Here is a 25,576-nt window from a genome sequence, read left to right on the forward strand (position 1 = left end):
GACGGCACCCGACTGCCATCGGGTGCCGCCCGTTCCCCAAGCCACCCGTCATGAGCAGGCAAGAAGGAGAATCGAGTATGCGACAGAAGGCCGTGTTCTATCACGCCGGTTGCCCGGTCTGCGTGGAAGCCGAGCGCACGCTCGCCGACGCGCTGGATCCGAACCGTTACGACGTCGAAATCGTGCATCTGGGCGAGCAGCGCGGGCGCCTGGATGAGGCCGCGGCGGCAGGCGTGAAGTCGGTACCCGCGATGGTCATCAGCGGCGTTCCCATGCATGTGAATTTCGGTGCGTCGCTGGCTGACCTGCGCTGAGCAGCCCCATCCCGGACCACGGGCCATGACCCTGCCGTGGGCAGGGGCCCGGCCGGATGACCTGGAGCCCGCGCCGCCCACGGGGTGCGGGCCACCTGCGAGGACTCACTGTCGATGATCGAAGCCATGCAAGCCGCGCCCGAGTGGCAGGTGACACGCTGGTTCAACACGCCTGCGCCCATCACGCTGGCGTCGTTGCGCGGACGCGTGGTGGTGGTGGAAGCGTTCCAGATGCTGTGCCCGGGGTGTGTCTCGCATGGCCTGCCGCAGGCGCAGCGAGTTCGGCAGGCGTTTCCGGCCGAAGCGGTTGCGGTCATCGGCCTGCATACGGTGTTCGAGCACCACGAGGCGATGACGCCGGTTGCGCTGGAGGCGTTCCTGCACGAGTACCGGATCGGGTTTCCTGTTGGCGTGGACATGCCGTCTGCCGACGGGCCGATTCCCCGCACCATGCGTGTGTATGGCCTGCGCGGTACGCCTACGCTGTTGCTGATCGACCGCCGCGGTCGCCTGCGCCACCACCATTTCGGTCAGGTGGAGGACCTGGCGCTGGGGGCGCAGATCGCGATGTTGATGGGCGAACAGCAGGCGTGAGGGTGGTGCGGGCCTGATGGCGGGTCATCGTCAGATGCTCGCCGCCAACCGCCAACCGCCAACCGGAAGCTGCGACTCGGGACTTTCGTCATTTTCGCCGCGGTTCGTGGTGTGCGACGCTCGGACGGACAAGCGTCCATGGGGTGTCGCATGAGGGGTGTTGCATGAAGAACCGGGTGTGGCGTGGTTGCGCCGCGGGGTTGATCGTCGCGGTGCTGCCACTGGGGGCAATCGCACAGGCGTTGCCGAAACAGTCGCCGCTGGCCGCCAATGATGCGTCCGCATCGGGCTACCAGATGCCAGCATCGGCGCTGCAGGCCATCGTCGATGCGCCACGTGCGCCGCAGCTGATGCTGGGCCCCAGGCGCGACATCGTCGCGTTGCTGCAGACCCCGCCGCTGCCAGGGATCGACCTGGTGGCCCAGCCCGAACTCAAGCTCGCTGGCCTGCGCATCAACCCGCGCTCGTATGCCGCCAGCCGCTTCTCCTTCGGTACCGACCTGTGGCTGATGGATGTCGCCACGGGTGCGGAGACCCGGGTACAAGGCCTGCCGCAGCCGCTTGCCGTTGCGAGCATGGCGTGGTCGCCGGACCAGCGTCACCTGGCCTTCAATCACATCGACACACGCACCGGCGCCAACGAACTGTGGGTGGTGGACGTGGCCGCGCGCAGCGCACGCCGCGTGCTGGCGCAGCCGCTGAATACCGTCGTCGGGCGCGGTTACACCTGGATGCCGGACAGCCAACGGCTGCTGGCGCAGCTGCAGCCAGCCGGGCAGGGTGCCGCGCCCAGCGTGGGCGTGGTCCCGACGGGGCCGAACACCCAACAGACCGAAGCCGGTGCCGGTGTGCGCCAGCTGCGCACCTACCAGGACCTGCTGAAGAACGAGGACGACGCCAACCTGTTCGAGCATTACCTGCGCTCGCAGCTGGCGCTGGTGGACCTGCAGGGCACCACGCGCAACGTGGCCGAGCCAGCGCTGTATCTGGGCGCGGCGCCTTCGCCCGACGGTCGCCACCTGCTGGTGCAGCGCGTGGTGCGTCCGTTCTCCTACCAGGTGACCATGCGCAGCTTCCCGCGCCAGATCGATGTGCTGGATGCCAACGGCAAGCAGTTGCATCAGGTCGCGCGTTTGCCGCTGGTGGAAGGCCTGCCGCCGGGCAACGACGCGGTGCCCACCGGCGTGCGCAACATCGGCTGGCGCAGCGACGCCCCCGCCACCCTCGCGTGGGCCGAAGCACAGGACGGCGGCGATCCCAATCGCGAGGCCCCAGTACGCGATGCCGTGTACGTGCAGGCAGCGCCCTTCAAGGCCAGGCCGACGTTGCTGGCGAAGCTGTCCTCACGTTATGCGGGGGCCACCTGGGGACGCGGCGACCTCGCGCTGGTGGACGAGTACTGGTGGAAGACGCGACAGCAGAAGCAATGGCGCGTGGCGCCGGACCGTCCGAAACAGGCGCCGGAGCTGATCCACCAGGGCTCCAGCGAAGACCGCTACAACGACCCCGGCAATCCGGCCACGGTCAGCGACGCCAACGGCTTCGAGCGCCTGCAGATCGCCGCCGACGGACAGAGCATCTTCCTGCGCGGCGCGGGCGCGTCCCCGGAGGGCGACCGCCCGTTCGTGGACCGCTTCAACCTCGCCACGAAGCAGAAGACACGGCTGTTCCACTCGCAGGCACCGCTCTACGAGGTGCCTGCCGCGATCCTCGACGACGAGGCCACGCGCCTGCTGATCACCCGCGAGTCGCCGACCGAGCCCACCAACTTCTACCTTCAGGACCTGGCGACCAGGGGCCGTTCCGCACCGCTCGCGCTGACTCGCTTCCCGCATCCCACGCCGCAGCTGAAGGATGTGCAGAAGGAACAGATCCGCTACAGGCGCAAGGACGGCGTGGAACTGACCGGCACGCTGTACCTGCCGCCGGGCTACGACGCCAGGCGTGACGGCGCGTTGCCGGTGCTGATGTGGGCCTACCCGGGCGAGTTCAAATCCGCCGCCGCGGCCAGTCAGGTGACCGACTCGCCATACCGCTTCAACACCATCAGCTACTGGGGACCGCTGCCGTTCCTCGCCCGTGGCTTCGCGGTGCTGGATGACCCGTCCATGCCGATCGTGGGCGAAGGCACCGCCGAACCCAATGACACCTATGTGGCCCAGCTGGTGGCCAACGCCGAAGCCGCGGTGGACGAGCTGGTACGCCGCGGCGTGGGCGACCGTGACCGCATGGCCGTCGGGGGCCATTCCTACGGCGCGTTCATGACCGCCAACCTGCTGGCGCACACCCGGCTGTTCAAGGCCGGCATTGCACGTAGCGGCGCGTACAACCGCACCCTGACCCCGTTCGGCTTCCAGGCCGAGGAGCGCAACTACTGGCAGGCCAAGGACGTGTACCGCGCCATGTCGCCGTTCAACTACGCCGAGCAGATCAAGGACGCGTTGCTGATCATCCACGGCGAGCAGGACAACAACTCCGGCACGTTCCCGATGCAGAGCGAGCGCATGTTCGCCGCGGTGAAGGGCATGGGCGGCACCGCGCGCCTGGTGATGCTGCCCAACGAATCGCACGGCTACCGTGCCCGCGAGTCCATCCTGCACATGCTGGCCGAAAGCGACGCGTGGCTGGAGAGGTACGTCAAGGCAGCAGGTGCGACATCCACGCGCGGCGCCAGCGATGGTTCCCGCGCGAGCGCCAACGTCAGCAGCAAGTAACCTTTACGTCCGTGACACCAAGAGCGGCACCGCACTCCGGCACCGTTTTCTTTTGCGACGCCGAGCCGAGGGCAGTCTTTTCCGTCACGTTTCAGACCCGAGCTTCAGCGCTTGGAGGGGCCGCTCTTCCCGGATTGTTCTGAAGACGCAAGAAACAACCGGTCAGGAGGTGGGCCGTAGGGGATGGTGCGGAAAAGCCGGCCATGGATGGCCGGCGGCGCGACTCGGCGCAGGATGCGCCGACGGAGCGCTGTAGCACCGTCCCCTGCGGCCCGCCTCCGTGCGACAGCCCTGCCGCCGCAGCAACAGCACTTGACCTTGTTGAACACTCAAACAAACGCGAAAAAGAAAACGGGCCGCCAAAGCGACCCGTTTCCAATCCTGCATTGAACCGCCAACCGGCTTACTTCAGCTTCGCCGCCTTGCGCAGTTCCTCGGCCTTGTCCGTCTTCTCCCACGAGAACGCGGTGGCCGTCTGCTTCTTGCCCGCGCCATCCACGTACGACACTTCCTTCGGCTTGCGGCCGAAGTGGCCATAGGCCGCGGTGTCCTGGTAGATCGGGTGGATCAGGTCGAGCATCTTCACGATGCCGTACGGACGCAGGTCGAAGTGCTTGCGGATCAGCTTCTCGATCTGCTCGTCCGGAATCTTGCCGGTGCCGAAGGTGGTGACCGAGATCGAGGTCGGCTCGGCCACGCCAATGGCGTACGAGACCTGCACCTCGCACTTGTCGGCCAGGCCGGCGGCGACGATGTTCTTGGCCACGTAGCGCGCGGCGTAGGCGGCCGAACGGTCGACCTTGGACGGATCCTTGCCCGAGAACGCGCCACCACCGTGGCGGGCCATGCCGCCGTAGGTGTCGACGATGATCTTGCGGCCGGTCAGGCCGCAGTCGCCCACCGGGCCGCCGATCACGAAGATGCCGGTCGGGTTGATGTGGATCTTGTTCTTGGGCAGCGACTCCAGCCACTTCTTCGGCAGCACCGGACGCAGGATGTGCTCGTACACGCCTTCGACCAGGTCCTTGTGCTTGATGCCCGGGTCATGCTGCGTGGACAGCACCACCGCGTCGAGGCCGGCCACGTTATGGTTGGCGTCGTAGCGCAGGGTGACCTGGCTCTTGGCGTCCGGGCGCAGCCACGGCAGCTTGCTGTTCTTGGCCTTGCGCACCTTGGCCTGCTGCTCGACCAGGCGGTGCGAGTAGTAGATCGGGGCCGGCATGAATTCCGGCGCCTCGTTGCAGGCGTAGCCGAACATCAGGCCCTGGTCGCCCGCGCCCTGTTCTTCCGGCTTCTTGGCCTTCTTGCTGGTGCCGTCCACGCCGGCGGCGATGTCTGGCGACTGCTTGCCCAGCATGTTGATGATGGCGCAGGTGTGGCCGTCGAAGCCGACGTTGGAGTTGTCGTAGCCGATCTGGTTGATGACGCTGCGGGCCAGCGCCTCGATGTCGACCCACGCCGAGGTGGTCACCTCGCCGGCGACGATGGCCGCGCCGGTCTTGACCAGCGTTTCGCAGGCCACGCGGGCGCGCGGGTCCTGGGCCAGGATGGCGTCGAGGACGGCGTCGGAGATCTGGTCGGCGATCTTGTCCGGATGGCCTTCGGACACCGATTCGGAGGTGAAGAGGTAGCTGGACATCGAGTCTATATCCTTGCATTCGGATAAAAGGATGGCCGCGCATGATACAGGGTCGGGCGCGTCCGTGCATTCTGCGCGTTCGGGCGTTGCCGTGCATTCAACCAGCCCGGACGGCGTCGGCCCGGGGTGATGTCATGTGGCTGACGCCAAAATGCCATGTCGCTGTATTGCCACCGCCGCAGGCTGCCGGCCAACAGGGGCGGTCGGACCGGACCATGCAGGCACTCGAGCAGCAGCTGCAACAGCGTTTCCCACACTGGTTCCGCGGGCGGCGCGCCACGCTGGCCCGGCCGCTGCTGCGCACCATCGGGCGCTGGTCGCGCCTGGACGAGGTGGCGGCCTTTCTGCAGGCCAATGGCCACCTGCGCGACTTCGACTTCGTGCAGGCCGCGCTGGATTACCTGCAGGTGCGGCACGAAGCCGACCCGGTGGAGTTGCGGCGGATCCCGGCCACCGGACGGCTGCTGATCGTGGCCAACCATCCGTCGGGCGCGCTGGACGCGCTGGCGCTGCTGCAGCAGGTGGGCCGCGTGCGACGCGACGTGAAGATCATCGCCAACGACCTGTTGACCTCGCTGGAGGGCCTGGGCGGGCTGCTGTTGCCGGTCCGCATCCTCGGCGGCCGCGCGGGCGCGGAGAGTCTGCGCGCGGTCGAGCAGGCGCTGCAGGCGGAGCAGTGCGTGATCATCTTCCCGGCGGGTGAAGTGGCCCGGTTGGGGCTGCGCGGCGTGACCGACGGGCGCTGGCGGCGCGGGTTCCTGCGTTTCGCCCGGGCCACCGGCGCACCGGTGCTGCCGATCCGGGTGGAGGCGCGCAACTCGGCGCTGTTCTATGGCGCATCGGCACTGTTCAAGCCGGCCGGGACCGCGCTGCTGGCCCGCGAGATGTTCGCGCGGCGTTCGCGCAGGATCGTGCTGCGCATTGGCCGGCCGCTGCAGGTGCCCGCTGGTGGGGACGCCGCGCGGCACCTGCGCGAGGTGCGACGCGAGCTGCATGCCATCGGCACGCCGCGCGAGCGGGCCGCGGATGGGCCCGAACCACTGGTGGAGGCGGTTGCGCCGGCGCTGGTGCTCGCCGGCATCCAGGCGATGCCGCTGCTGGGCCACACCACCGATGGCCGGGAAATCCGCTGTGGACGCCTGCTGACCGGCTCGCCGGTGCTGCGCGAGATCGGGAGGCTGCGCGAACTCACGTTCCGTGCGGTGGGCGAGGGTACCGGTCGCGGTCTGGACCTGGACATCCACGACGGCTGGTACGAACACATCGTGTTGTGGGATGCGACGGCGTCGCGCATCGCCGGCGCCTACCGCGTGGCGCGCGGCGCCAGCGTGCTGGCCGAGCGTGGGCTGGCAGGCCTGTACACCGCATCGCTGTTCCATTACGCCGACGACGCGATCCCGCGGATTGCCGCCGGCATGGAGCTGGGCCGCAGCTTCGTGGTGCCGGATTACTGGGGCAGCCGCAGCATCGACTACCTGTGGCAGGGGATTGGCGCCTACCTGGTACGCCATCCTGGCGTGCGCTACCTGTTCGGTCCGGTGTCGATCAGCGCGGCGCTGCCCGCCGAGGCGCGAGAGCAGATCGTGGCCTACTACGACCGCTTCTACGGCACGCGCGAATTGCACGCCGAGTCGAAGCAACCGTTCGTGTACCGTGCCGCGCCACCCGCGTTCGGCGAGGTGGATGCGGCGACCGGGTTCCGGGTGCTGAAGGCCAACCTCGATGCGCTCGGCGCGACCCTGCCCATGCTGTACAAGCAGTACACCGAACTGTGCGAGCCCGGCGGCGCGCGCTTCCTGGCGTTCGGCGTGGACCCGGATTTCAGCGACGCGGTGGACGGCCTGATCGAGGTGGACCTGCACACCCTGCGACCCAAAAAGCGCGAGCGCTACCTGGGAGCAGAGCGCCCTGCGGTCCAACCGCGTGTCGATGCGGTGGCCGCGTGAGCGCGCCGGTGGCGCGCCTTCCACAGCGCCGCCGCGCGGCGTTCATCTCCGACGTCCATCTTGGTTCCAGGCATTGCCACGCGGCGGAACTGGCCGACTTCCTCGCGCAACTGCGCTGCGATCGGCTGTACCTGGTCGGCGACATCATCGACCTGTGGTGGATGTCGTTGCGGCGCGCTGCGTGGACGCCCGCGCAACAGCGCGTGGTCGAGGCACTGCATGCGCTGGCGCGCGCCGGGACGGAACTGGTCTACGTGCCGGGGAACCACGACCGCCCGGCGCGGCGCTTCTGTGGCCTGGTGCTGCCGCGCATGCAGGTGCGGCGGCGGGCCATCCACACCACGGCCGACGGCCGCCGCCTGCTGGTCACGCACGGCGACGACTACGATGGCATCACCCACTTTGGCGGTCTGCAGGAGCGTTTCGGCGACTGGTTGTATTACCGCATTCTCACGGGCAACCAGTGGCTCAACCTGATCCGCCGGCGGTGCGGCATGGGGTACTGGTCGCTGGCGGAGTTCCTGAAGCGCAGGAGCGGCGCGGCCGAACGCTACATCGCGCGCTTCGTGCAGGCAGGGCTGGACGACGCGCAACGGCGTGGGCTTGATGGCGTGCTGTGTGGCCACATCCACCGCGCGGCGCTGTTCGAGCGTGGGGGTCGGATCTACGCCAATGATGGCGACTGGGTGGAAAGCCTGACCGCGCTGTGCGAGGACCACGACGGAACGTTGCGGGTGTTGTCCCATACACATGAAACGCTGGCTTGGCTGCCGCCGCGCGAGAATGGACGGGAGGATCGCAGCACGCTCGCCGATGCCGCGTGACCGGCGTCAATCCACTTCTTCCTCCACAACGGTGATCGCGGCGACCAGCACGCGCCCGTCGTACGTCGCCGGTGCCGCCGGGTGCAGTCGCAGCCCCACCAGCGTCCACGTGGGGTGGGGATTGGTTACGCGAATGGCGTACAGTCCGATACCCGTGCCCGGCGACGCCTCGTCACGCGGCGTCTGGTTGCGCCAGGCCAGGGTGGCGTGTGGCCCGGGATCCTGGTTGTCGCCCTCGATCATCATCGGCATCCGCCAGGGCTGTTCGGCGTGGCTTCCATCGGCGTACCGGAATTCCAGCCGTGACACCGGCACGGCCAGGTCGACGTCATACGGCGGGGCCCCGATGGCCGCCAGCAATTGCACGGCGGCGAATTTTCCGGGCGGCACCCCGATGTCCACCGCCTGCTGGCCATGGGCGGGCAGCCGGAGCAGCCCGCGGATGTCGTAGTCCACGCCGCGTAGCCGCTGCGTGCCCATCGGCATTCCGCAGGGGTTCCCCAGCGCCTTGTTGCGGACCGAGAAGCTGGTCACCACGTCCAGTTGGTCGTGGATGGGATCGGTGTAGTACGGCCCCAGGTCCAACGCATGTGCAGGGGTTTCGGGCAGTCGTGATGGCCGGGCGCCCGACAGGCACGACCAGGGCGATGGCGCTGCCCGCGGCACCGGGCGCAGGTGTGCGCTTCCGGCCTGCCAACTGGCACGGAGCGCATCCGAAGGGGGCTGGAACAGGCTGCTGGGTGGCGGCGCGAGCAAAACGGCCTCTTCCTGGACCACGCGGGTCGGTCGCGTGTCGGGAGCCAGGTCCCAGACCAGCCAGCGCCCCAGCGCCGTACGTGCCAGGACGGAACGGCCGTCCGTCGCGAAGGCGACCTGGGCAATGATGTCGTTGGCAGGCAACGGCGCTTGCATCGGTGGTCCCAGGGCGACGCCACTGCCCGCGTCCACCAGCATCACCCCGTTGAACAGTGCCTGGGCGAGGATGGTGCCGTCGGCGGACAGCGCCTGGGCGCGTGCCAGTCGCCCCTCGCCGGCCAGTGCGACAGGCAGCCGTGAGCCATCGCGTCGGACCAGCACGGACAGGTCGGTGGTGGCGGTACCGCCCGGCCGTCCGCTGATGGCGATCGCTCCACTTGCGGGTTCCAGTTGCAGGCTGTCGACGCTGGCATTGAGCGGAGTGGCCGAGAGCAGGCGGCCATCCACCAGTGACCAGCGTTGCAGTTCGCCACTCAGGCTGCGCTCCCGGTCTTCGGTGGCCTGCACGACTTCCTGCCTGGTCTCGTCCAGTTCCGCAGCGGTCACGGTCATGTCACCACCTGTTGCGGGCATCACGAAGCGCGGGCGCTTCAGGTTGCGGATGTCGAACACCTGGCTGGCCCCGGTGCCGCGCACCAGCAGTCGCTCGCCGTCCTGGGACAGGCGGGCGCTGGTCAACGGCATGTCCCCCGCAGGCCCCAGCGGGTAGCCCCGTGCCAGATCGAAGGCTTGCACGCGATTGTCGGTGGGTGAGCGGGTGCGGGTTGGCAACCAGCGTGCCACCATGACCCTGCTGTCGCCGCTGGTGAGCAGGCCCATGGGTGCCGCTTCCAGTGATATGGGTGGAAAGCGGGCTGTCAGCGTCGTGGCATCCAGTACGTGCAGTTCGCGTCCCGAGCTTGCGACGAGCGAACCCCCATCGGCGGTCAGCAGGGCAAAGCCGATGGGCGCGGCGAGCGACACCCAGCGCGACGCGGGGCGGTTGCGGGCGACATCGACCAGCCGCAGGCGAACGCCATCGACCTCGACCAGTCGCTTTCCGTCGAAGTGCAGCGGCCACTCGCGCTGCGGCGCGGCGCGGGCATTGCGCTCGGCAGCCGCGGGAAGGCGCCACAGGCGCAGGATGCCGTCCTGGCTGCCGGTCGCCAGGATGCCTGCCCGGCGGACAACGCTGCTGGCAAAGCGCGGTATCAGCGAATGATGGGCAATCTCAGGCGCGATACGCACGGTCTGGCCACCGGTACCTCCCACGGAGTCCATCGCCCATAGAGCCACACGATCCCAATGCATCGCCAACAGCAGGCAATCGTCGCCGCTGGCATCACAGTCCAGTTGGTGGCCCCAAAGTTCGCGCCGCAACACCACCCGTGAGATCGGCACGCCCTCGGGCAGCATCCACAACGAGAGGTCACCCTGACGGGTCGAGATGGCCAGCCGGCGTCCCTGCGCTCCGGTGGACAACCACGTGACCTCGCCGCCTGCATCCGCCAGGATCACCTGCGTCTGGCCCGTCGCGGCATCCACCCGGAGTACGCGTCCCTGTCGCGTGCCCAGCAGCAGCCAGCGACCGTCGGGCGTTGCGGTCCAGGCGATGAAGCCATCGCCCGCCCGGTCGATGTCCACGTGGTGGCGCGACAGCAGCGTGCCGGGATCCAGGATGTCAACGCGTTCCGGCCGCATCCGGAAACCGATGAACGGCAGTCCGGCCGGCAGCAGCCAGCCGGGTCGATCAGGATGGCCGGGCATGGGCAGGCGCGAGCGCGCCAGCGGCATGCCATCGGCAGTCTGCAGCACCAGATCGCCATTCCTGTCGTACAGCAGGACATGCCGCCCGTCCTCGCTCCAGCTTTCGCTCACCAGGGCCTTGTCGGCCGACACCGGCGTCTGCGCGCCGTCGGCAAGTGCGAGCCGGTAGGTCTGGTAGCCACCGGGGCGCATCTGGGCCATGGTCCAGTGTTCGCCGACGATCAGGTGTCGGCCATCGGGGGTAAAGGCCAGGCGCCGCAACTGGCCATCCCATGATGGCCGGTGCTGGTGCAGCTTCACCCGCCAGCGCTGCTTGCCGGACACGCGTTCGTACAGGGCCACGGTCAGCGGGTCCAGGCCCAGCGCGACCAGGTCGCCGTCCGGGCTCAGTGCAACGACATGGATCGGGGCACCGGTATCGATGATGCCCGCCAGCGCAGGCATCCGCGCACGCGCCAGGCCAAGGCGCAGGCGTTCGCGGCTGGCCGCGTCATTGGCGCCCGCGGACTCCTGTTCATGCAGGTTGGTGGCGAGCGATGCCAACGCCGAATAACCACGCGAGTCCTCGAACAGCCGCCAGGCACTTTCCTCGCGCTGTGCCCAGAGGTTGCGACTGGCCTCCAGGGAATGGGCTTCCGCACGTTTCCACTCCCTCGCGGCCACCAGTGCGCCGGCCAGCAGCGCAACCAGGGCCACCGCACTCACCAGGGCCAGGCGCGGTTCGCGCTGCATCCACTGCCAGGCTTTCTGCAACGCGTTGCGTGGGCGTGCGCGGACCTCCTTGCCCTCGCCGAAATGTCCCAGGTCGTCGGCAAGCTGCCGGGCACTGCTGTAACGCCGTGCCGGGTCCTTTTGCAGGCAAAGCAGGCAGATGGCCTCGAGGTCGCGCGGCAACGCTTCCCGGTAGCGGTGGGGGCCGCGCACGGTCCCATCCCGGACGAGCGCCACGACGGCCTGCGGCGAATCACCCTCGAACGGTGCGTGGCCGGTCAGGGATTCATACAGGATCGCTCCAAGGGCCCAGACGTCGGTGGCCGGGCTCAGTTTCCTACCATGCACCTGCACCTGTTCAGGGGCCATGTAGCCCGGCGTGCCGGACACGCGGTCGTTGTCGACCAGGCCGTCGGCCCCCAGGCGCCGCGCGAGGCCGAAATCCGTGATCCGGGGGACACCGTCATTGCCCAGGATCACGTTGCCCGGCTTGAGGTCCAGGTGCAGCATGCCCTGGCGATGGGCGTAGTCCACCGCCTCAGCGATGGTGCGCAGCAATGCCGCGGCTTCGCGCGGTGGCAAGGGGCCCTCCTGCTGCAGGCGTTCGGCCAGCGTGCGCCCTTCCACCAGCTGCATCGCATAGTAGATCTGGCCGTCGTAATCGCCGATCTCGTAGACGGCGACGATGTTTGGATGTTGCAGCAGGGCGGCATGGCGCGCTTCGCTGCGAAGGGTCGCCACGAACTCCGGCGCGGCCCATATCCCGCCTGAAAGCAGCTTGAGAGCGACCTCGCGATCGAGCGAGCGCTGGAAGGCGCGATACACCACGCCCATGCCGCCACGCCCGATGACGGCACGCAACTCGTAGTCCCCGAATTCGCGCTGCGCGGGGTCCCGTGGGTCGAGTTCGGAACGCCCCACCGCATCCCGGTCCCTGCCCGATTGAAGCGTCTCCTGGCCGAATGCCAGTCTTACCACGGCCGAGTTCATCCACCAGCGAGTGTCTCGTTGTCCCGGTTCTCCCTTCTCGTCGGGCATGACGGTCACCCGTCGTGGTCGACGTCGGCCAGTTCGCGCAGCGCGCGCAACTCGGCATCCAGCGCCGTGGCATCGCATACCGTCTCGGTCAGTTCCTCGCGGATGAGCTCACGCAACCGCTGACGCAGGCGGTGCACGTGGACGGCCACGGTGTTGGGCTTCATTTCCAGCGCGGCGGCGACGTCGGCGTAGTCGTGCGGATCCGGCGCCTCCACCAGGAACCCGGACAGCGCATGCAGCAAGGCCTGTTTGCCTGCGACGCGCGCTTCATCCTCCAGCCGGTGCCTGGCACGGTCCACCACCGTCAGCATCCACACGCGGTTGAACTCGCGCTCGGGCGATGTCTCGGACGGCGCCTCCAGCATCGCTTCGTCGAAGGCAACACGGCGCAACTGGCCGCCGCGCTTGCCCGCACAGCGGCTGGCCCACTCGTTGGCGAGGAAATGTCGCAACACCGACAGCATGAAGGTCCGGAAGCGGCCACGCCGCGGGTCGGCTCGCACGTCCCAGCGCTGTTCCAGCAAGCCGGTGAAGAACTCCTGGGTCAGGTCTTCGGCATCCGCCGCGTTGAAGCCGTGTTCGCGGATGTAGCCAAGCACGGGGTTGCGGTAGTGGTTACAGATGGTTTCCAGTGCCGAACGCGCTTCGGCCTGGCCGGACTGGCCACGAAGGATCACGCTCCACTGCGTGGTCTCGAAACGGGACACCGATCGCTCCGGCGCACGGATGTCCCGACGCAGGACACCTGTTCTGGCCAACGGACCGTGGAGTGCCCAGTCGGCCACGCGCCCGACTGTCACATGACGTGGAACAACGTGGCCCGGGCATCCACGGGAGCAAAGCGTCCCTGCGCCGCCGTTCCCCAGCCGCGGTGCGACTGTTGTGCCTGGCGCAATGCCTGAAGCCACTGTTCGCGGCCCAGTCCGGTTTCCTGCTCGCTGATGCCCGCGAACTCGGCTGCGACCTGCCTGAAATGGCAGAAGCTTTCGTAGTCGGCGATCTCGGATCGAAGGTTCTGCAAGGCCACGTCGATCAGCAGCGCATCATCGAGCAGGCCAATGCTGGGCAGGTGGTCAGGGAAAACGTCGTCGGGATTCTCCACGTACTCACGCAATGCCTCGGTACGTGCCAGTACGTCGCCGTCGGCACCCCAGTAAACATCGCCGGCCAACTGCTGCAGGTGGTCCCACGCGCGCATGCGCGATTCCACGAACGCTGGCGTGACGCCGGTCGGATAACGCTCCAGCACCCGCCGCGCCGCGGTGACGAACTGGTCGGTGCCCAGCGGCGAGGCGCCCGGGTCCATGCGATGCATCGCATCGTTGAACAACGGCAGGCGCCCGCTGTCGAGTTCGTAGCCCCCCGCGTTATGCCGGCGGCCGAACTGGCTTCCAATCAGGTCGCCCAATCCATTGGGGAAAGTGTCGGTGATGCGCTTGGACACGTTCATGGCAGTCTCCCGGACGGGCCGTTGGCGCCACCCTGCGGGCAGCCTCGGCCATGCAACCCTGTTACGGATTTTTCCGGAGCGATGACATCGCGACGATGCCCTGATCGGGGGATGACGCCGTCACGCCGCGGTCGGCAGTTGGGGCGACACGCCCGCGACCAGCGCGTCGAAATAGTCGCGGGTCACGCGCAACTGCCCCTCTGCGTCCGCGGCAAGGTTGACCACTGCGCGGAAGGCGGCGCCATCCGGCCGCCCCTTCACGTACCAGCCCAGGTGCTTGCGGGCGATGCGCACCCCGCCGGGTTCGCCATAGAACGCATGCAACTGACGCAGGTGTGCCAGCAGCACGTCGCGCACCTCGTCCAGCGTGGGTGGCGGCAGGTGTCCGCCCGTGGCAAGGTGGTGGGAAATCTCGCGGAATATCCACGGGCGTCCCTGCGCCGCGCGGCCCACCATGACCGCATCGCAACCCGTGTGGGCCAGCACCGACGCGGCCTTGGCCGCCGAGTCGATGTCGCCATTGGCGATCACGGGAATGGACAATTCGGCCTTGATGGCGGCGATCGTGTCGTACTCGGCCACGCCGGTGTACTGCTGGTCGCGCGTGCGCCCATGCACGGCCAGCGCGGCGATCCCCGCCGACTCGGCAATGCGGGCGATGGCCAGCGCATTGCGCTGGTCCGCGGCCCAACCGGTGCGGATCTTCAGCGTCACGGGCACATCCACCGCCCCCACCACCGCATCCAGGATGCGGGACACCAGAGGCTCATCGCGCATCAGGGCCGAGCCGGCCCAGGCATTGCAGACCTTCTTGGCCGGACAGCCCATGTTGATGTCGATGATCTGCGCGCCGTGTTCGACGTTGTATCGCGCCGCATCGGCCATCACCTCCGGCACGGTCCCGGCGATCTGCACGCTGGCCGGCGCCGGTTCCCCGTCGTGGTCCATGCGGTGCCGCGACTTGGCAGTGCGCCAGAAGCGGGGGTCGCTGGTGGTCATTTCCGAAACGCACAAGCCCGCGCCGAGCTGCTTGCACAGCACGCGGAAGGGTTTGTCGGTGACCCCGGCCATCGGGGCGAGGATGACCTTGGGTGCGATCTCGTAGGGGCCGATGCGCATGTGGCGCATTGTACGGCCGGTGGTCGTGCGCGTCAGAAACGCCCGAAACGGCGATCCACTTCGTCCCGGTGCGGCATCGACAGGGCCGCGCCCATGCGCTCGGTGGAGACGCCGGCGTACGCGCCCGCGAAACGGATGTGCTGCTGGAACGGGCGATCCGGCGCGCAAGCGAGCGAGGCGGCGAGGGCCCCGTTGAACGCGTCGCCCGCCCCCGTGGTGTCCACCGGCTCCACCAGGACGGCCGCCACGCGATAATGCGCGCTTGCATCGCCCCGCAGCCTGCCGGCAGGGTGCGAGACGAAACAGCCTGCCGCGCCCAAGGTCAGTACCACCGTGGCCGCGGGCTGCCACAGGCGGCAAAGCGCGTGCAGGCCTGCGTCGTCATGCGCGGCCACTCCGTCGGGATCCACCGTCAGCCCGCGGTCTCGCGCGAGGTGCGCGCAGAATTCGGTCTCGTTGGGCGTGGCCACGTCGACGTGGACCCAGATTCCGGCTGGCACCACGGCATTGGCGGGTGCCGGGTTCAGCATGGTCAATACGCCGGCAGCGTGCGCCGTCTGCAGCGCGGACGCCACCGCCGGGATCGGCGATTCCAGTTGCGCCAGCAGCACGTCGGACGCGGCGATCCGCTCACGCTGCGCGTCGACGAACGTGGCCGACAGCGCGCCATTGGCACCGGCTCCGATCACGATGCTGTTGCGACCGGCGGCATCCACGTAGATGCCTGCCGTGCCGGTCGGCAACTCGCTGCGCTCGTCCAGCAGGTCGATGTCATCCGCGACCGCCAGCGCCCGTGCCCATTGCGCCCCGACGTCATCGCCCAACGCACAGATGAATGCGGTGGACGCCCCGGACCGCGCCGCCGCCGTTGCCTGGTTGAAGCCCTTGCCGCCCGGTCCGGTGCTGTATTCGCCGCCCAGGGTCTGGCCGGGCACCGGCAATTCCGTACAGCGCCACACGTGATCGACGTTGAACGATCCAAGCACCGTGACCCGACCGTGGGCGGTCATGCCATCACCCGAGCTGGGTCAGCACACCGGCGATGGTGGCGGTCATCAGCGTGGCGATGGTGCCGCCCAGCACCGCGCGCAGGCCAAAACGCGCCAGGTCCTGGCGACGATCCGGGGCCAGGCCGCCGATGCCGCCGATCTGGATCGCGATCGAACTGAAGTTGGCGAAGCCGCACAGCGCGTAGGTCGCGATCAGCTTGCCCTGCTCGGTCAGCGCCACGCCGGCCACCTTGCCGTTGACGATGTCCGCCAACTGCAGGTAAGCCACGAACTCGTTGATCACGATCTTCTGCCCGATCAGGCCGCCGACCAGGATCGCATCCTGCCACGGCACGCCGATCAGCCAGGCCACCGGCGCCAGCACGTAGCCCAGCAGGGTGGCCATGTCGGTGGGCTTGCCCAGCATCGCCTGCAGTCCGGTCACCTCGCCGATCCAGGTCAGCGGCCAGTTGAGCAGCGCGATCAACGCGATGAACGCCAGCAGCATCGCGCCGATGTTCAGCGCCAGCCGGAGGCCATCTCCCGCTCCGGCCGCCGCCGCGTCGATGATGTTGCTGGTGGTCTTCTCGACCTCCATCTTGACCGTGCCGCGGGTCAGCGGCGTGCCGATCTCCGGGATCAACAGCTTGGCCACCACCATGGTGGCCGGAGCGGCCATGATCGACGCCGCGAGCAGGTGCTTGGCGTAATACGCCTGCTGCTCCGGATCGCCACCGCCCAGCATGCCGACGTAGGCCGCCAGCACGCCGCCGGCGATGTGCGCCATGCCGCCGATCATCATGGTGATGAGTTCCGACTCGGTCATCCGGCTGATGTATGGGCGCACCGTCAGCGGCGCCTCGGTCTGGCCGATGAACACGCTGGCGCACACGCTGGTGGTCTCGGCGCCGGAGACACGCATCACCTTGGTGATGGCCCATGCCATCGCCCGCACCACCGCCTGCATCACGCCCAGGTGGTACAGCACGCTCATTAGCGATGCGAAGAAGATGATGGTCGGCAGCACCTGGAAGGCGAAGATGAACCCGTACCTGGACGTGTCCATCAGGTCGCCGAAGATGAAGCTCGAGCCTGCGTTGACGAAGCTGAGCACCTTCACGAAGCCGTGGCCCAGCGCATCGAACACATCGCGGCCACCCGGCACCAGCAGCACCAGGGCCGCAAACGCGATCTGCAGGGCGACACCGGTCGCGACCAGGCGCCAATCCACCGACTTGCGGTTGTTCGAGAAGAGCCAGGCCAATCCGATCAGGACGACGAGACCGAACAGGCCAAAGGCCACTCGGGTGATTGCTTCCACGTGACGGTTTCCCCCGGCCGGACGCGGCCGCATGTCGGCGCAGCCTAGTGCAGGCCACGCGTTGACGGCAAGCCGCAACGCATCGCGCGGGTCAGCCGTCGCGCGCCACCACGCGGTTGCGGCCCTCCAGTTTCGCGGTCTGCAGGCGCTGGTCGGCCCGGCGCAGCAGGCGCGACAGGTCCTGCCCATCCTGCGGGAACCCGGCGATGCCCGCGCTGAAGGTGATGCGCCGCGGCATCCCGCCACGCTCGGCCTCGAACGGGTGCTCCAACAGCATCCGGCGGATGGCGTCCACGCGCTCCCAGGCCGTGCCGACCGGCTTGCGCAACACCATCACGAACTCCGCGCCGCTCAAGCGCACCAGTTGTTCGCCCTGCTCAAGATGGACGCGCAGTGAAGTCACCACGTGGCGCAGCGCGCGGTCGCCCGCATGCTGGCCCAGCTCGTCATTGATCCGCTTGAAATGGTCCAGGTCCAGCATCGCCACGCTCAGGCTGCCGCCATCGCGCTTCACCACGTCCAACATCTGCGGCAACCGGTGCATCAGCCATGTGCGGTTGGGCAGACGTGTCAGGCCGTCGGTACCCGACATCTCGACCAGCCGCTGCATCCGGTACACGACCATCATCGTGATCGCGGCGGCCACGGCCAGCAGGATCAGCCGCTGCACCTGGTTGCCCACGGTCACCGCACCGTACTCGGCCGATATCAGTCGCTCCGGCGAGCCCGCCACCAGGAACACGACGGCCACCAGCAGACCGTATTGGCCCACCGCGAGTGCGCCCGCCAGCAACGTCGTGCGCCCGTCGCTGCGCAGCGCGGTCACCAGGATGGCCAGCACGTACCCGCACCAGACCACCATGCTGTTCAGTCCTGACGGCAGGTGGTTGTGGGCCAGCGCCACCAGCACCGCGGTGGTGATGGTGACGTCGAAGGTCGTGGTGGCGAAAGGCAGCCAGCGAAAGCGCCGCCGCCGCCGCGCCAGCACCAGCCAGACCTGGGCAAAGACGTTGATGGTCACCGCACCAGCCAGCCCGATCAGGGTCTCGGCCACCGTGCCCCCGGCAAGGTTGTTCACCAGCGGCAAGAGCAGGAGGAGGCCCGCCACGACCACGCGGATGCGGGCCACCAGCAATTCCCCGGTGGCGCCGATTTCCAGCATCATTTCATCGGGGCGCGCCAACAGCGCGTCGCCCAGCTTGCGGAGGGATCTGGTGGCGTCGGACATGAACGGTCCCCGGGGCCTGCCGCGGAGCATAGCGCCCCCCGGCAGGGCCGGGGGCGCTCAGCCGCCGATGCCGCGTACGGCGACCCAGACCGCCAGGCCCAGGAACAACGCGGCCGCCGTATAGCGCGCGGCCTTCAACGGCAGTCGGTCGGAGAAGCGACTGCCAAGCGCCACCACGGGGACGTTGGCCAGCAACATGCCCACGGTGGTGCCGGCCACCACGGTCCACAGTGGCTCGTAGTTCGCCGCCAGCAGTACCGTGGCCACCTGGGTCTTGTCGCCCACTTCGGCGACGAAGAACGCCAGCGTGGTGGCAATGAACGCGCCCCGCGCCGGCAGCGTGCCATCGTCGTCATCCAGCGTGTCTGGCTTCAGGGTCCACAACGCCACCGCCAGGAAACTGCCGGCCACCACCCAGCGCAGTACCTCTGGCCGCAACCAGTCGGCCGCCAGCGCACCCAGCCACGCGGCCAGGGCATGGTTGAGCAGGGTGGCGACGAGGATGCCGGCAATGATCGGCCATGGCTTGCGGAAGCGCGCCGCGAGCAGCAAGGCCAGCAACTGGGTCTTGTCGCCGATCTCTGCGACGGCCACCGTGCCGGTGGATAGGAAAAGCGCGTCCATCAGTTCTCCGGGGCCGGGCATTCGCGATTGACGCGAAAGCGGACGCCACGCGGCCCGGCCCGGGTGCGCGCAACGCCTGCCTTCGGTCTTGCCCGACGCCGCGCGTTGTCGCGTGGCCCCTCGCGCGCCATGGCCTGCCGGCCAAGTGTGTTGACGCGCGCCCCCGCGTGGCGGGTGGGCTACTCCCCGGAGGAGGAAGAGTGGGCGCATTGTACCCGGCCCCTCGCGCCGACGCAGCTACACTGATGAAATTGCCTGTCGCGGATTCATCGGGAGTTGTCCATGCACTATCGCCGCCTTGGCTCGTCAGGCCTTCAGCTGTCGGCCCTTTCATTCGGCGCCTGGGTGACCTTCGGGTCGCAGATCGGGCGCGGCACGGCGCGCGAACTGGTCGCCACCGCCTGGGACCATGGCATCAACTTCTTCGACAACGCCGAGAGCTATGCCAAGGGCGAGGCGGAGGCGGTGATGGGGGATGTCATCGCCGACCTGCGCCTGCCGCGGGATGGCTATTGCGTGTCCAGCAAGGTGTTCTTCGGCAGCGCAAGGGAGCCGCGGCCCACGCAGAGGGGCTTGTCGCGCAAGCACGTGACCGACGCCTGTCATGCGGCGCTGCGGCGGCTGCGCGTGGACTACCTCGACCTGTATTACTGCCACCGTCCGGATCCGGATGTGCCCATAGTCGAAACCGTGTGGGCGATGGACGCCCTGGTCCGGCAGGGCAAGGTGCTTTACTGGGGCACGTCGGAGTGGTCGGCCGCGCAGATCCGCGAGGCGCACGAGGCCGCGCGCGTGCACCACCTGCATGCGCCGAGCATGGAGCAGCCCCAGTACAACCTGCTGCATCGCGAGCGGGTGGAAACGGAGTACGCGCCGCTGTACGCCCAATACGGCATGGGCACCACGACGTTCTCGCCACTGGCGTCGGGGCTGCTGACCGGCAAGTACAACGCCGGGATTCCGGCCGACGCCCGGTTGGGACTGGAAGGCATGGAATGGTTGCAGCCGACCGTGCTGGGCCAGGATGACGGACGCTTGTCGCGTGCGCGCCGTTACACCGCGCTGGCGGCAGAGATGGGTTTTGCGCCGGCGACCCTCGCCATCGCCTGGTGCCTGCGCAATCCGCACGTGTCGTCGGTGATCCTCGGCGCGAGTCGCCCGGACCAGTTGCTGCAGAACCTGGCGGCGCTGGACCTGGCGAACGAACTGGGCGAGGACATCTGGGCGCGCGTGGAAGCCGCGATGGAGTGAGCCATCAGCCAAGGCCTGCGGGGACGCCGCGCCATCTGCGACGAATGCGCAGTCAGGGTCATCATGGACTTGACATGCAAATGAGAATTGTTATCGTTTGATCTCTTCTCCCTTGCCGTGAGGCACGACAATGCCACTGCCGCTGACGAATCCCGTGGTCCTCCGCCGCGCACGCCTGCACCTGGTGCCCCGGCGCTCCGCACCGACCACCGTGGTGGATGCCGGCCAGGTCGAGAGCCATGCGCTGCTCAACGGCGCGCGTGAGTTGCTCATCCGCCACGGCGGCGAACTCTATCGCCTTCGCCACACCCGCAACGACAAGCTGATCCTGACCAAGTAGCCCCCCAGGCCGCCCCGCAATGCGGGCATATTCACGGCCTATACTCGGATCCATCATTGGACGAGGGGGCGTAGATGGAGATCCTGGCAGTCGTATTGCTGGTGGCGGGCGTGGTGGTGCTGTTCAAGACCGTGCGGATGGTGCCGCAGGGTTACGAATGGACGGTGGAGCGTTTCGGCAAGTACACCCACACCATGACCCCCGGGCTGCACTTCCTGATCCCGGTGGTGTACGGGGTGGGGCGCAAGATCAACATGATGGAACAGGTGATGGACGTGCCCAGCCAGGACGTCATCACCAAGGACAACGCCGTGGTCAAGGTCGATGGCGTGGTCTATTTCCAGGTCCTGGACGCGGCCAAGGCCGCGTACGAAGTGGCCACGCTGGAAATCGCCATCCTCAACCTGGTGATGACCAACATCCGCACCGCCATCGGTTCCATGGACCTGGACGAATCGCTTTCCAAGCGCGACGAGATCAACGCCAAGGTGCTGGTCGCGGTGGACCAGGCCACCCATCCGTGGGGGTTGAAGGTCAACCGCATCGAACTCAAGGACATCCAGCCACCGCGCGACCTGGTCGACTCGATGGCGCGGCAGATGAAGGCCGAGCGCGAGAAGCGCGCCAACATCCTCGAGGCCGAGGGCTTCCGCCAGGCCGCCATCCTCAAGGCCGAGGGCGACAAGCAGGCGGTGATCCTCGAGGCCGAGGGCGAGAAGGAGGCCGCGTTCCGCCAGGCCGAGGCCCGCGAACGCCTGGCCGAGGCCGAAGCCAAGGCCACCGAGATGGTGTCCAACGCCATCGCCTCGGGCAACGTGCAGGCGATCAATTATTTCGTCGCGCAGAAGTACATCGAGGCGTTCAAATCGCTGGCCGAGGCGCCCAACCAGAAGTTCGTGATGATGCCGATGGAGTCGGCGGGCGTGATCGGTTCGCTGGGTGGCATCGCGGAATTGGCCAAGCAGGCGCTGGAGCAGCCGGGCCGCGCCACGACCAAGGGAGGCTGAGCCATGCAGTGGAGCGGGCCGGTAGTGGTGTGGGGTGCGGTCGCCCTGGCGCTGTTCGCCGCCGAAGCGCTGGCGCCCGGCGCATTCATGCTGTGGCTGGGATTCGCCGCCGTGGCGGTGTTCGTGATGGTGTGGGCGATGCCCGGCATGTCGGTGCTGGCGCAGGTGGCCGCCTTCGTCGTGCTCGCGTTCGTCTCCATCCAGGTCTACCGCACCTGGTTCCGGAACCGGGGGCGCGAGAGCGACCAGCCGATGCTCAATCGCCGCGCCGAGCAACTGGTCGGGCGCGTGGTGCCGCTGGAGCAGGCGATCGTCAACGGCGCGGGCCGCGTGCAGATCGCCGATGCGTTCTGGGACGTCGTCGGGCCCGATGCCCCGGCGGGCACCGCGGTCCGGGTGATCGCGGTGGACGGCATGACGTTGCGGGTCCGGCCGGCCGATTGAGCGGAGCGGCATGCGACGGCCAGCATGCGCTGGCGTATGCGCGTGGCGTGCGGGGATGACAGGGGGCGGGTTCTTGCCGCAGGCGCCGCCCTTGGTCCCTCAGGGGCGCGATCTGGGATAATCGTCTCCCCCACGTCATCCCTGCAGGCCCACGCTCAATGATCCAGAAGACGATCCTCAACGACACCCACCGTGCGCTCGGCGCCAAGATGGTGGACTTCGGCGGCTGGGACATGCCGATCCACTACGGCTCGCAGATCGATGAGCACCACGTCGTGCGCAAGGACGCCGGCATGTTCGACGTTTCCCACATGACCGTCGTGGACCTGCGCGGCGAACAGGTGCGCCCCTTCCTGCGCAGGCTGGTCGCCAATTCGGTGGACAAGCTGAAGGTGCCGGGCAAGGCGTTGTACACCGGCATGCTCAACGAGCAGGGCGGGATCATCGACGACCTGATCGTCTATTACCGCGACGAACAGTTCTTCCGCCTGGTGGTCAATGCCGGTACCCGCGACAAGGACCTGGCATGGATCAGCGAGCAGGCCAGGCCGTTTGGCGTCACCGTCGCCGAGCGTCCGGAATTCGGGATGATCGCGGTGCAGGGTCCGAACGCACGTGAAAAGGTGCTGGGCCTGCTGCGCGAGGAAGACCGCACCGCCATCGCCAAGCTGGGCAAGTTCGCCGCGGCCGAGGCGAAGAGCGTGGACGGCTTCGACGTATTCGTGGCCCGTACCGGCTACACCGGCGAGGACGGTTTCGAGGTCGTGGTGCCGGAGCAGCACACCGTCGCGTTCTGGAACGCCCTGCTCGCGGCGGGCGTCAAGCCGGCCGGACTGGGTGCGCGCGACACGCTGCGCCTGGAAGCCGGCATGAACCTTTACGGGCAGGACATGGACGAGGGCGTGTCGCCCTACGAAGCGGCGATGGGCTGGACGGTGTCGCTGGACGAGGGCCGTGACTTCATCGGCCGTGGCGTGCTGGAGCAGCAGAAGGCCAATGGCGTGCCGCGCCAGATGATCGGCCTGGTGATGGACGAGAAGGGCGTGCTGCGCCACGGCCAGAAGGTGCTCACCGCCCACGGCGAGGGCGAGATCCTGTCGGGCACGTTCTCGCCGACGCTGGGCAAGGCCATCGCGCTCGCGCGCGTGCCGGCCGGTGATATTCCGCTGGGCAGCGCGGGCAATGTCCGTGTCGACATCCGCGGCAAGGAAGTCCCGGTGCGCGTGGTCAAGTTCCCGTTCGTGCGCGACGGCCAGCCGCAGGACGGTGTGCTCGCCTGACGGCGCGTCCGGCGACGGCCGGGGCCGCCGCCGCAATGCTTCACCGCAGCACAAGACAATGGGCCCGCCACGGTTGCGCGGCCCGTGGCTTGGTTAAACTACGTCTTCCCCCCCATCCACACACGCACCACCGGAGCACCCCCATGAGTGAGATTCCCGGCGACCTCAAGTTCCTCAAGTCCCACGAGTGGGCCCGCGTCGATGGCGACGGCAAGGTGACGGTCGGTATTTCCGACCACGCCCAGGGCCTGCTCGGCGACCTGGTCTACGTCGAACTGCCCAACGTTGGCGATCGCGTGCAAGCCGGCACGGCAAGTGCCGTTGTCGAGTCGGTCAAGGCCGCCTCGGACGTGTATGCCCCGGTCAGCGGCACGGTCACCGCCGTCAACAGCGCGCTGGCTGACAAGCCCGAAACCATCAACGAAGATGCCTACGGCGAAGGTTGGCTGTTTACCGTGGCCATGGACGATGCCGAGCAGCTCAACGAACTGCTGGCCCCGGACGACTACGCCGAGTTGCTGGAAGACGAAGACCACTGAGTCCATCTGATCATCGCTTCTCCACCGGCCGCCTTGTGCGGCCGGTGTCGTTTTGGACGATTGATGTCGATCGAGTGCCCGGATCGGCCGCGCACTTTTGCGCAAATCGACGTGCTGCGTCGCGAAATCGGCGGCGCCGATAAAAAAATTTTCGGGCCGCGATGGCTGTCCCGTTGCATCGTCGATGACGGTGCGAAGCCGTTGCGCCGGATGTGCCTGCGCGGCACGAACTTCCTGGGTGCAATGATGAAAACACCTAGAAAAAAGAGCTTTTGAAAAAATGGCGAGGAAGAAAACCCGGTGGCCAGTCCCGGGATCTCTCGCCCGGAGTGGCGGCGGCGTGGGGTTTGCGAAGCCGCCGCGAGCGGTCCTCGCCGGAATTTTTTTCGCGCGGGTTGTTGACACTATGAAAAAGCGTGATTAGGTTTCGCCCAGCAGACGCTTCCTGCAAATGCGAGTGAGCCGACCCAAAGCGACAACGCGAAGTGCAAAACGAACCTCCGCCCGTGCAGCCCTGACGGTGGACGCAGGATTCGTTTCCTCCGCGCAAACGCGAAAGGCGCAAGAAGCACAACCCGGTTCGTCATGGACGGATCGGGTTTTTGTTTGTGGTGGTTCCGGCCGGGCGAGGGCGCGGAACCACGGCAGGTCCGATTTCATGGCGGCGCGCGGCAGGATGCGCGCCGGCCGATCGAATCCGTTTCCGTGCCCGCATGGCATGGGCGGTGGGCCGCGGTTTGCATTTTCGCGGCATTGTTCAGCACTGGGCGCTTCACCCCGATAGACCACTGACGAGGAGCCATACCATGGCCGTTAAGAAAGCTGCCAAGAAGTCCGCCGCCAAGAAGGCTGTGAAGAAGGTCGCCAGGAAGGCCGCCGCCAAGAAGACCGTGAAGAAGGCGGCCGCCAAGAAGGCGGTGAAGAAGGTTGCCAAGAAGGCCGCCAAGAAGACCGTGAAGAAGGCCGCCGCCAAGAAGACGGTGAAGAAGGCCGCGAAGAAGGCCGCCAAGAAGACCGTGAAGAAGGCTGCCGCCAAGAAGACGGTGAAGAAGGCCGCGAAGAAGGCCGCGAAGAAGGCCGCCAAGAAGACCGCGAAGAAGGCTACCGCCAAGAAGGCCGTGAAGAAGGCCGCGAAGAAGGTTGCCAAGAAGCCGGCCGCCAAGAAGGCTGCCAAGAAGGTCGCGAAGAAGGCTGCCAAGAAGGCCGCCAAGAAGCCGGCCGCGAAGAAGGTTGCCAAGAAGCGCGCCCGCAAGGCCGCTCCGGCCGCCATGCCGGTGACCCCGGCGCCGATGATCTAAGCAAGCCCCGATACCAAGAAGCACGCAGTACCAACGCTCCCTTCCCGCAGCCCAGGCGGGGAGGGAGTTTTTTTAGGTTCTTCACCCAAGTCCGGGGAAGGCAGCCCGGATCTTCAGGAAGAAATAGGCGTCATCGCGGTAGCCGTAGGCGATGCGCTTGATGACCTTGATTCTGTTGTTGATGCCTTCCAGAAGGCCTGTATGCATGGGCCAGCGCACCCGGCTGACGATGCCGCGCCAATAAGGCCTCAGGCACTTGGCGAAGTGGATCAGGGCCGGGATGCCACTTTCATGGGCATGGCGTAGCCACTGTTTCCATGCACGACGCCACGTTTGCGCCGTTGGGGCGTTCCACAGTGCCTTGAGCTGCTCTTTCATCACGTAGACCACCATGAGCGGTTGGT

At 67.6% G+C, this 25,576-nt stretch carries 23 protein-coding genes; 13 read left to right on the forward strand and 10 right to left on the reverse strand.

The annotated features are described in order from the left end of the window. The first annotated feature begins 77 nt into the window (after nt 1-77). The 3 genes from IP93_RS11525 to IP93_RS11535 all read left to right on the forward strand — a co-directional run bounded on the left by IP93_RS11525 (nt 78) and on the right by IP93_RS11535 (nt 3,622). On the forward strand, nt 78-314 hold the full coding sequence (locus IP93_RS11525; protein WP_144815779.1) for a thioredoxin domain-containing protein: 237 nt from the start codon (nt 78-80) through the stop codon (nt 312-314). 114 nt (nt 315-428) lie between these two features. Further along, nucleotides 429-908: a redoxin domain-containing protein gene (locus tag IP93_RS11530; RefSeq protein ID WP_199747198.1), complete on the forward strand. Its 480-nt coding sequence runs from the start codon at nt 429-431 to the stop codon at nt 906-908. A 164-nt stretch (nt 909-1,072) separates the two neighbouring features. Further along, on the forward strand, nt 1,073-3,622 hold the full coding sequence (locus tag IP93_RS11535; RefSeq protein ID WP_144815781.1) for a S9 family peptidase: 2,550 nt from the start codon (nt 1,073-1,075) through the stop codon (nt 3,620-3,622). Between the two features lie 403 nt (nt 3,623-4,025). Here IP93_RS11535 and metK read toward each other — a convergent pair whose 3' ends face one another. After that, nucleotides 4,026-5,261 (reverse strand): methionine adenosyltransferase, encoded by a 1,236-nt coding sequence (gene metK / locus IP93_RS11540; RefSeq protein WP_144815783.1) that lies wholly within the window; start codon nt 5,259-5,261, stop codon nt 4,026-4,028. A 215-nt stretch (nt 5,262-5,476) separates the two neighbouring features. Between metK and olsF the strand changes: the two genes are divergently transcribed. Both olsF and IP93_RS11550 read left to right on the forward strand, forming a co-directional pair. Beyond that, nucleotides 5,477-7,207 (forward strand): bifunctional ornithine lipid synthase OlsF, encoded by a 1,731-nt coding sequence (olsF, locus tag IP93_RS11545; protein WP_144815785.1) that lies wholly within the window; start codon nt 5,477-5,479, stop codon nt 7,205-7,207. Beyond that, nucleotides 7,204-8,031, forward strand: a complete 828-nt coding sequence (locus tag IP93_RS11550) for a UDP-2,3-diacylglucosamine diphosphatase (RefSeq protein ID WP_242006849.1) — start codon at nt 7,204-7,206, stop codon at nt 8,029-8,031. Before olsF ends, IP93_RS11550 begins: the two co-directional genes overlap by 4 nt. A gap of 6 nt (nt 8,032-8,037) precedes the next feature. On the opposite strand, the gene IP93_RS11555 is transcribed toward IP93_RS11550, so the two are convergent. From IP93_RS11555 to IP93_RS11585, 8 genes are all read right to left on the reverse strand, one after another. Then, on the reverse strand, nt 8,038-12,234 hold the full coding sequence (locus IP93_RS11555) for a WD40 repeat domain-containing serine/threonine protein kinase (protein WP_158636332.1): 4,197 nt from the start codon (nt 12,232-12,234) through the stop codon (nt 8,038-8,040). Between the two features lie 53 nt (nt 12,235-12,287). Then, nucleotides 12,288-12,989, reverse strand: coding sequence for an RNA polymerase sigma factor (locus IP93_RS11560; RefSeq protein ID WP_158636333.1), 702 nt, complete (start codon nt 12,987-12,989; stop codon nt 12,288-12,290). Nucleotides 12,990-13,078: 89 nt separating this feature from the next. Then, nucleotides 13,079-13,732, reverse strand: coding sequence for a DUF1232 domain-containing protein (locus IP93_RS15670; RefSeq protein ID WP_158636334.1), 654 nt, complete (start codon nt 13,730-13,732; stop codon nt 13,079-13,081). A gap of 120 nt (nt 13,733-13,852) precedes the next feature. Continuing rightward, on the reverse strand, nt 13,853-14,851 hold the full coding sequence (gene dusB / locus IP93_RS11565) for a tRNA dihydrouridine synthase DusB (RefSeq protein ID WP_144815794.1): 999 nt from the start codon (nt 14,849-14,851) through the stop codon (nt 13,853-13,855). Nucleotides 14,852-14,883: 32 nt separating this feature from the next. Beyond that, entirely contained in the window at nt 14,884-15,861 is a 978-nt protein-coding gene (locus tag IP93_RS11570) for a ribokinase (RefSeq protein ID WP_144815795.1), read from the reverse strand. 4 nt (nt 15,862-15,865) lie between these two features. Then, nucleotides 15,866-17,161 (reverse strand): NupC/NupG family nucleoside CNT transporter, encoded by a 1,296-nt coding sequence (locus IP93_RS11575; RefSeq protein WP_242006850.1) that lies wholly within the window; start codon nt 17,159-17,161, stop codon nt 15,866-15,868. 91 nt (nt 17,162-17,252) lie between these two features. Further along, complete coding sequence (locus IP93_RS11580; protein WP_158636335.1) at nt 17,253-18,389, reverse strand: GGDEF domain-containing protein; 1,137 nt, start codon at nt 18,387-18,389, stop codon at nt 17,253-17,255. 57 nt (nt 18,390-18,446) lie between these two features. Then, nucleotides 18,447-19,013: a TMEM165/GDT1 family protein gene (locus IP93_RS11585; RefSeq protein WP_144815802.1), complete on the reverse strand. Its 567-nt coding sequence runs from the start codon at nt 19,011-19,013 to the stop codon at nt 18,447-18,449. A 282-nt stretch (nt 19,014-19,295) separates the two neighbouring features. On the opposite strand from IP93_RS11585, the gene IP93_RS11590 reads away from it, so the two are divergent. From IP93_RS11590 to IP93_RS11625, 8 genes are all read left to right on the forward strand, one after another. Beyond that, nucleotides 19,296-20,264 (forward strand): potassium channel beta subunit family protein, encoded by a 969-nt coding sequence (locus IP93_RS11590; protein ID WP_144815804.1) that lies wholly within the window; start codon nt 19,296-19,298, stop codon nt 20,262-20,264. A gap of 130 nt (nt 20,265-20,394) precedes the next feature. Beyond that, on the forward strand, nt 20,395-20,604 hold the full coding sequence (hemP, locus tag IP93_RS11595) for a hemin uptake protein HemP (protein ID WP_144815807.1): 210 nt from the start codon (nt 20,395-20,397) through the stop codon (nt 20,602-20,604). Nucleotides 20,605-20,678: 74 nt separating this feature from the next. After that, nucleotides 20,679-21,611 (forward strand): SPFH domain-containing protein, encoded by a 933-nt coding sequence (locus IP93_RS11600; protein WP_144815810.1) that lies wholly within the window; start codon nt 20,679-20,681, stop codon nt 21,609-21,611. Between the two features lie 3 nt (nt 21,612-21,614). Beyond that, nucleotides 21,615-22,055, forward strand: a complete 441-nt coding sequence (locus tag IP93_RS11605) for an NfeD family protein (protein ID WP_144815813.1) — start codon at nt 21,615-21,617, stop codon at nt 22,053-22,055. A 158-nt stretch (nt 22,056-22,213) separates the two neighbouring features. Further along, nucleotides 22,214-23,335 carry a glycine cleavage system aminomethyltransferase GcvT gene (gene gcvT, locus IP93_RS11610; protein ID WP_144815814.1) on the forward strand — a complete coding sequence of 374 codons (1,122 nt, stop codon included), beginning with the start codon at nt 22,214-22,216 and terminating at the stop codon, nt 23,333-23,335. Nucleotides 23,336-23,478: 143 nt separating this feature from the next. Continuing rightward, entirely contained in the window at nt 23,479-23,874 is a 396-nt protein-coding gene (gene gcvH / locus IP93_RS11615; protein WP_144815817.1) for a glycine cleavage system protein GcvH, read from the forward strand. Between the two features lie 63 nt (nt 23,875-23,937). Beyond that, nucleotides 23,938-24,150 (forward strand): hypothetical protein, encoded by a 213-nt coding sequence (locus IP93_RS11620; protein ID WP_144815820.1) that lies wholly within the window; start codon nt 23,938-23,940, stop codon nt 24,148-24,150. Nucleotides 24,151-24,680: 530 nt separating this feature from the next. Next, nucleotides 24,681-25,172: a histone gene (locus tag IP93_RS11625; protein WP_144815822.1), complete on the forward strand. Its 492-nt coding sequence runs from the start codon at nt 24,681-24,683 to the stop codon at nt 25,170-25,172. A gap of 81 nt (nt 25,173-25,253) precedes the next feature. Here the strand turns inward: IP93_RS11625 and IP93_RS11630 are convergent. Beyond that, a partial coding sequence (locus IP93_RS11630; RefSeq protein ID WP_144815825.1) for a transposase occupies nt 25,254-25,576 on the reverse strand: 323 nt, incomplete at its 5' end.

The organism is Aerolutibacter ruishenii (assembly GCF_007830115.1).
GTDB classification, from domain to species: Bacteria; Pseudomonadota; Gammaproteobacteria; order Xanthomonadales; family Xanthomonadaceae; genus Aerolutibacter; species Aerolutibacter ruishenii.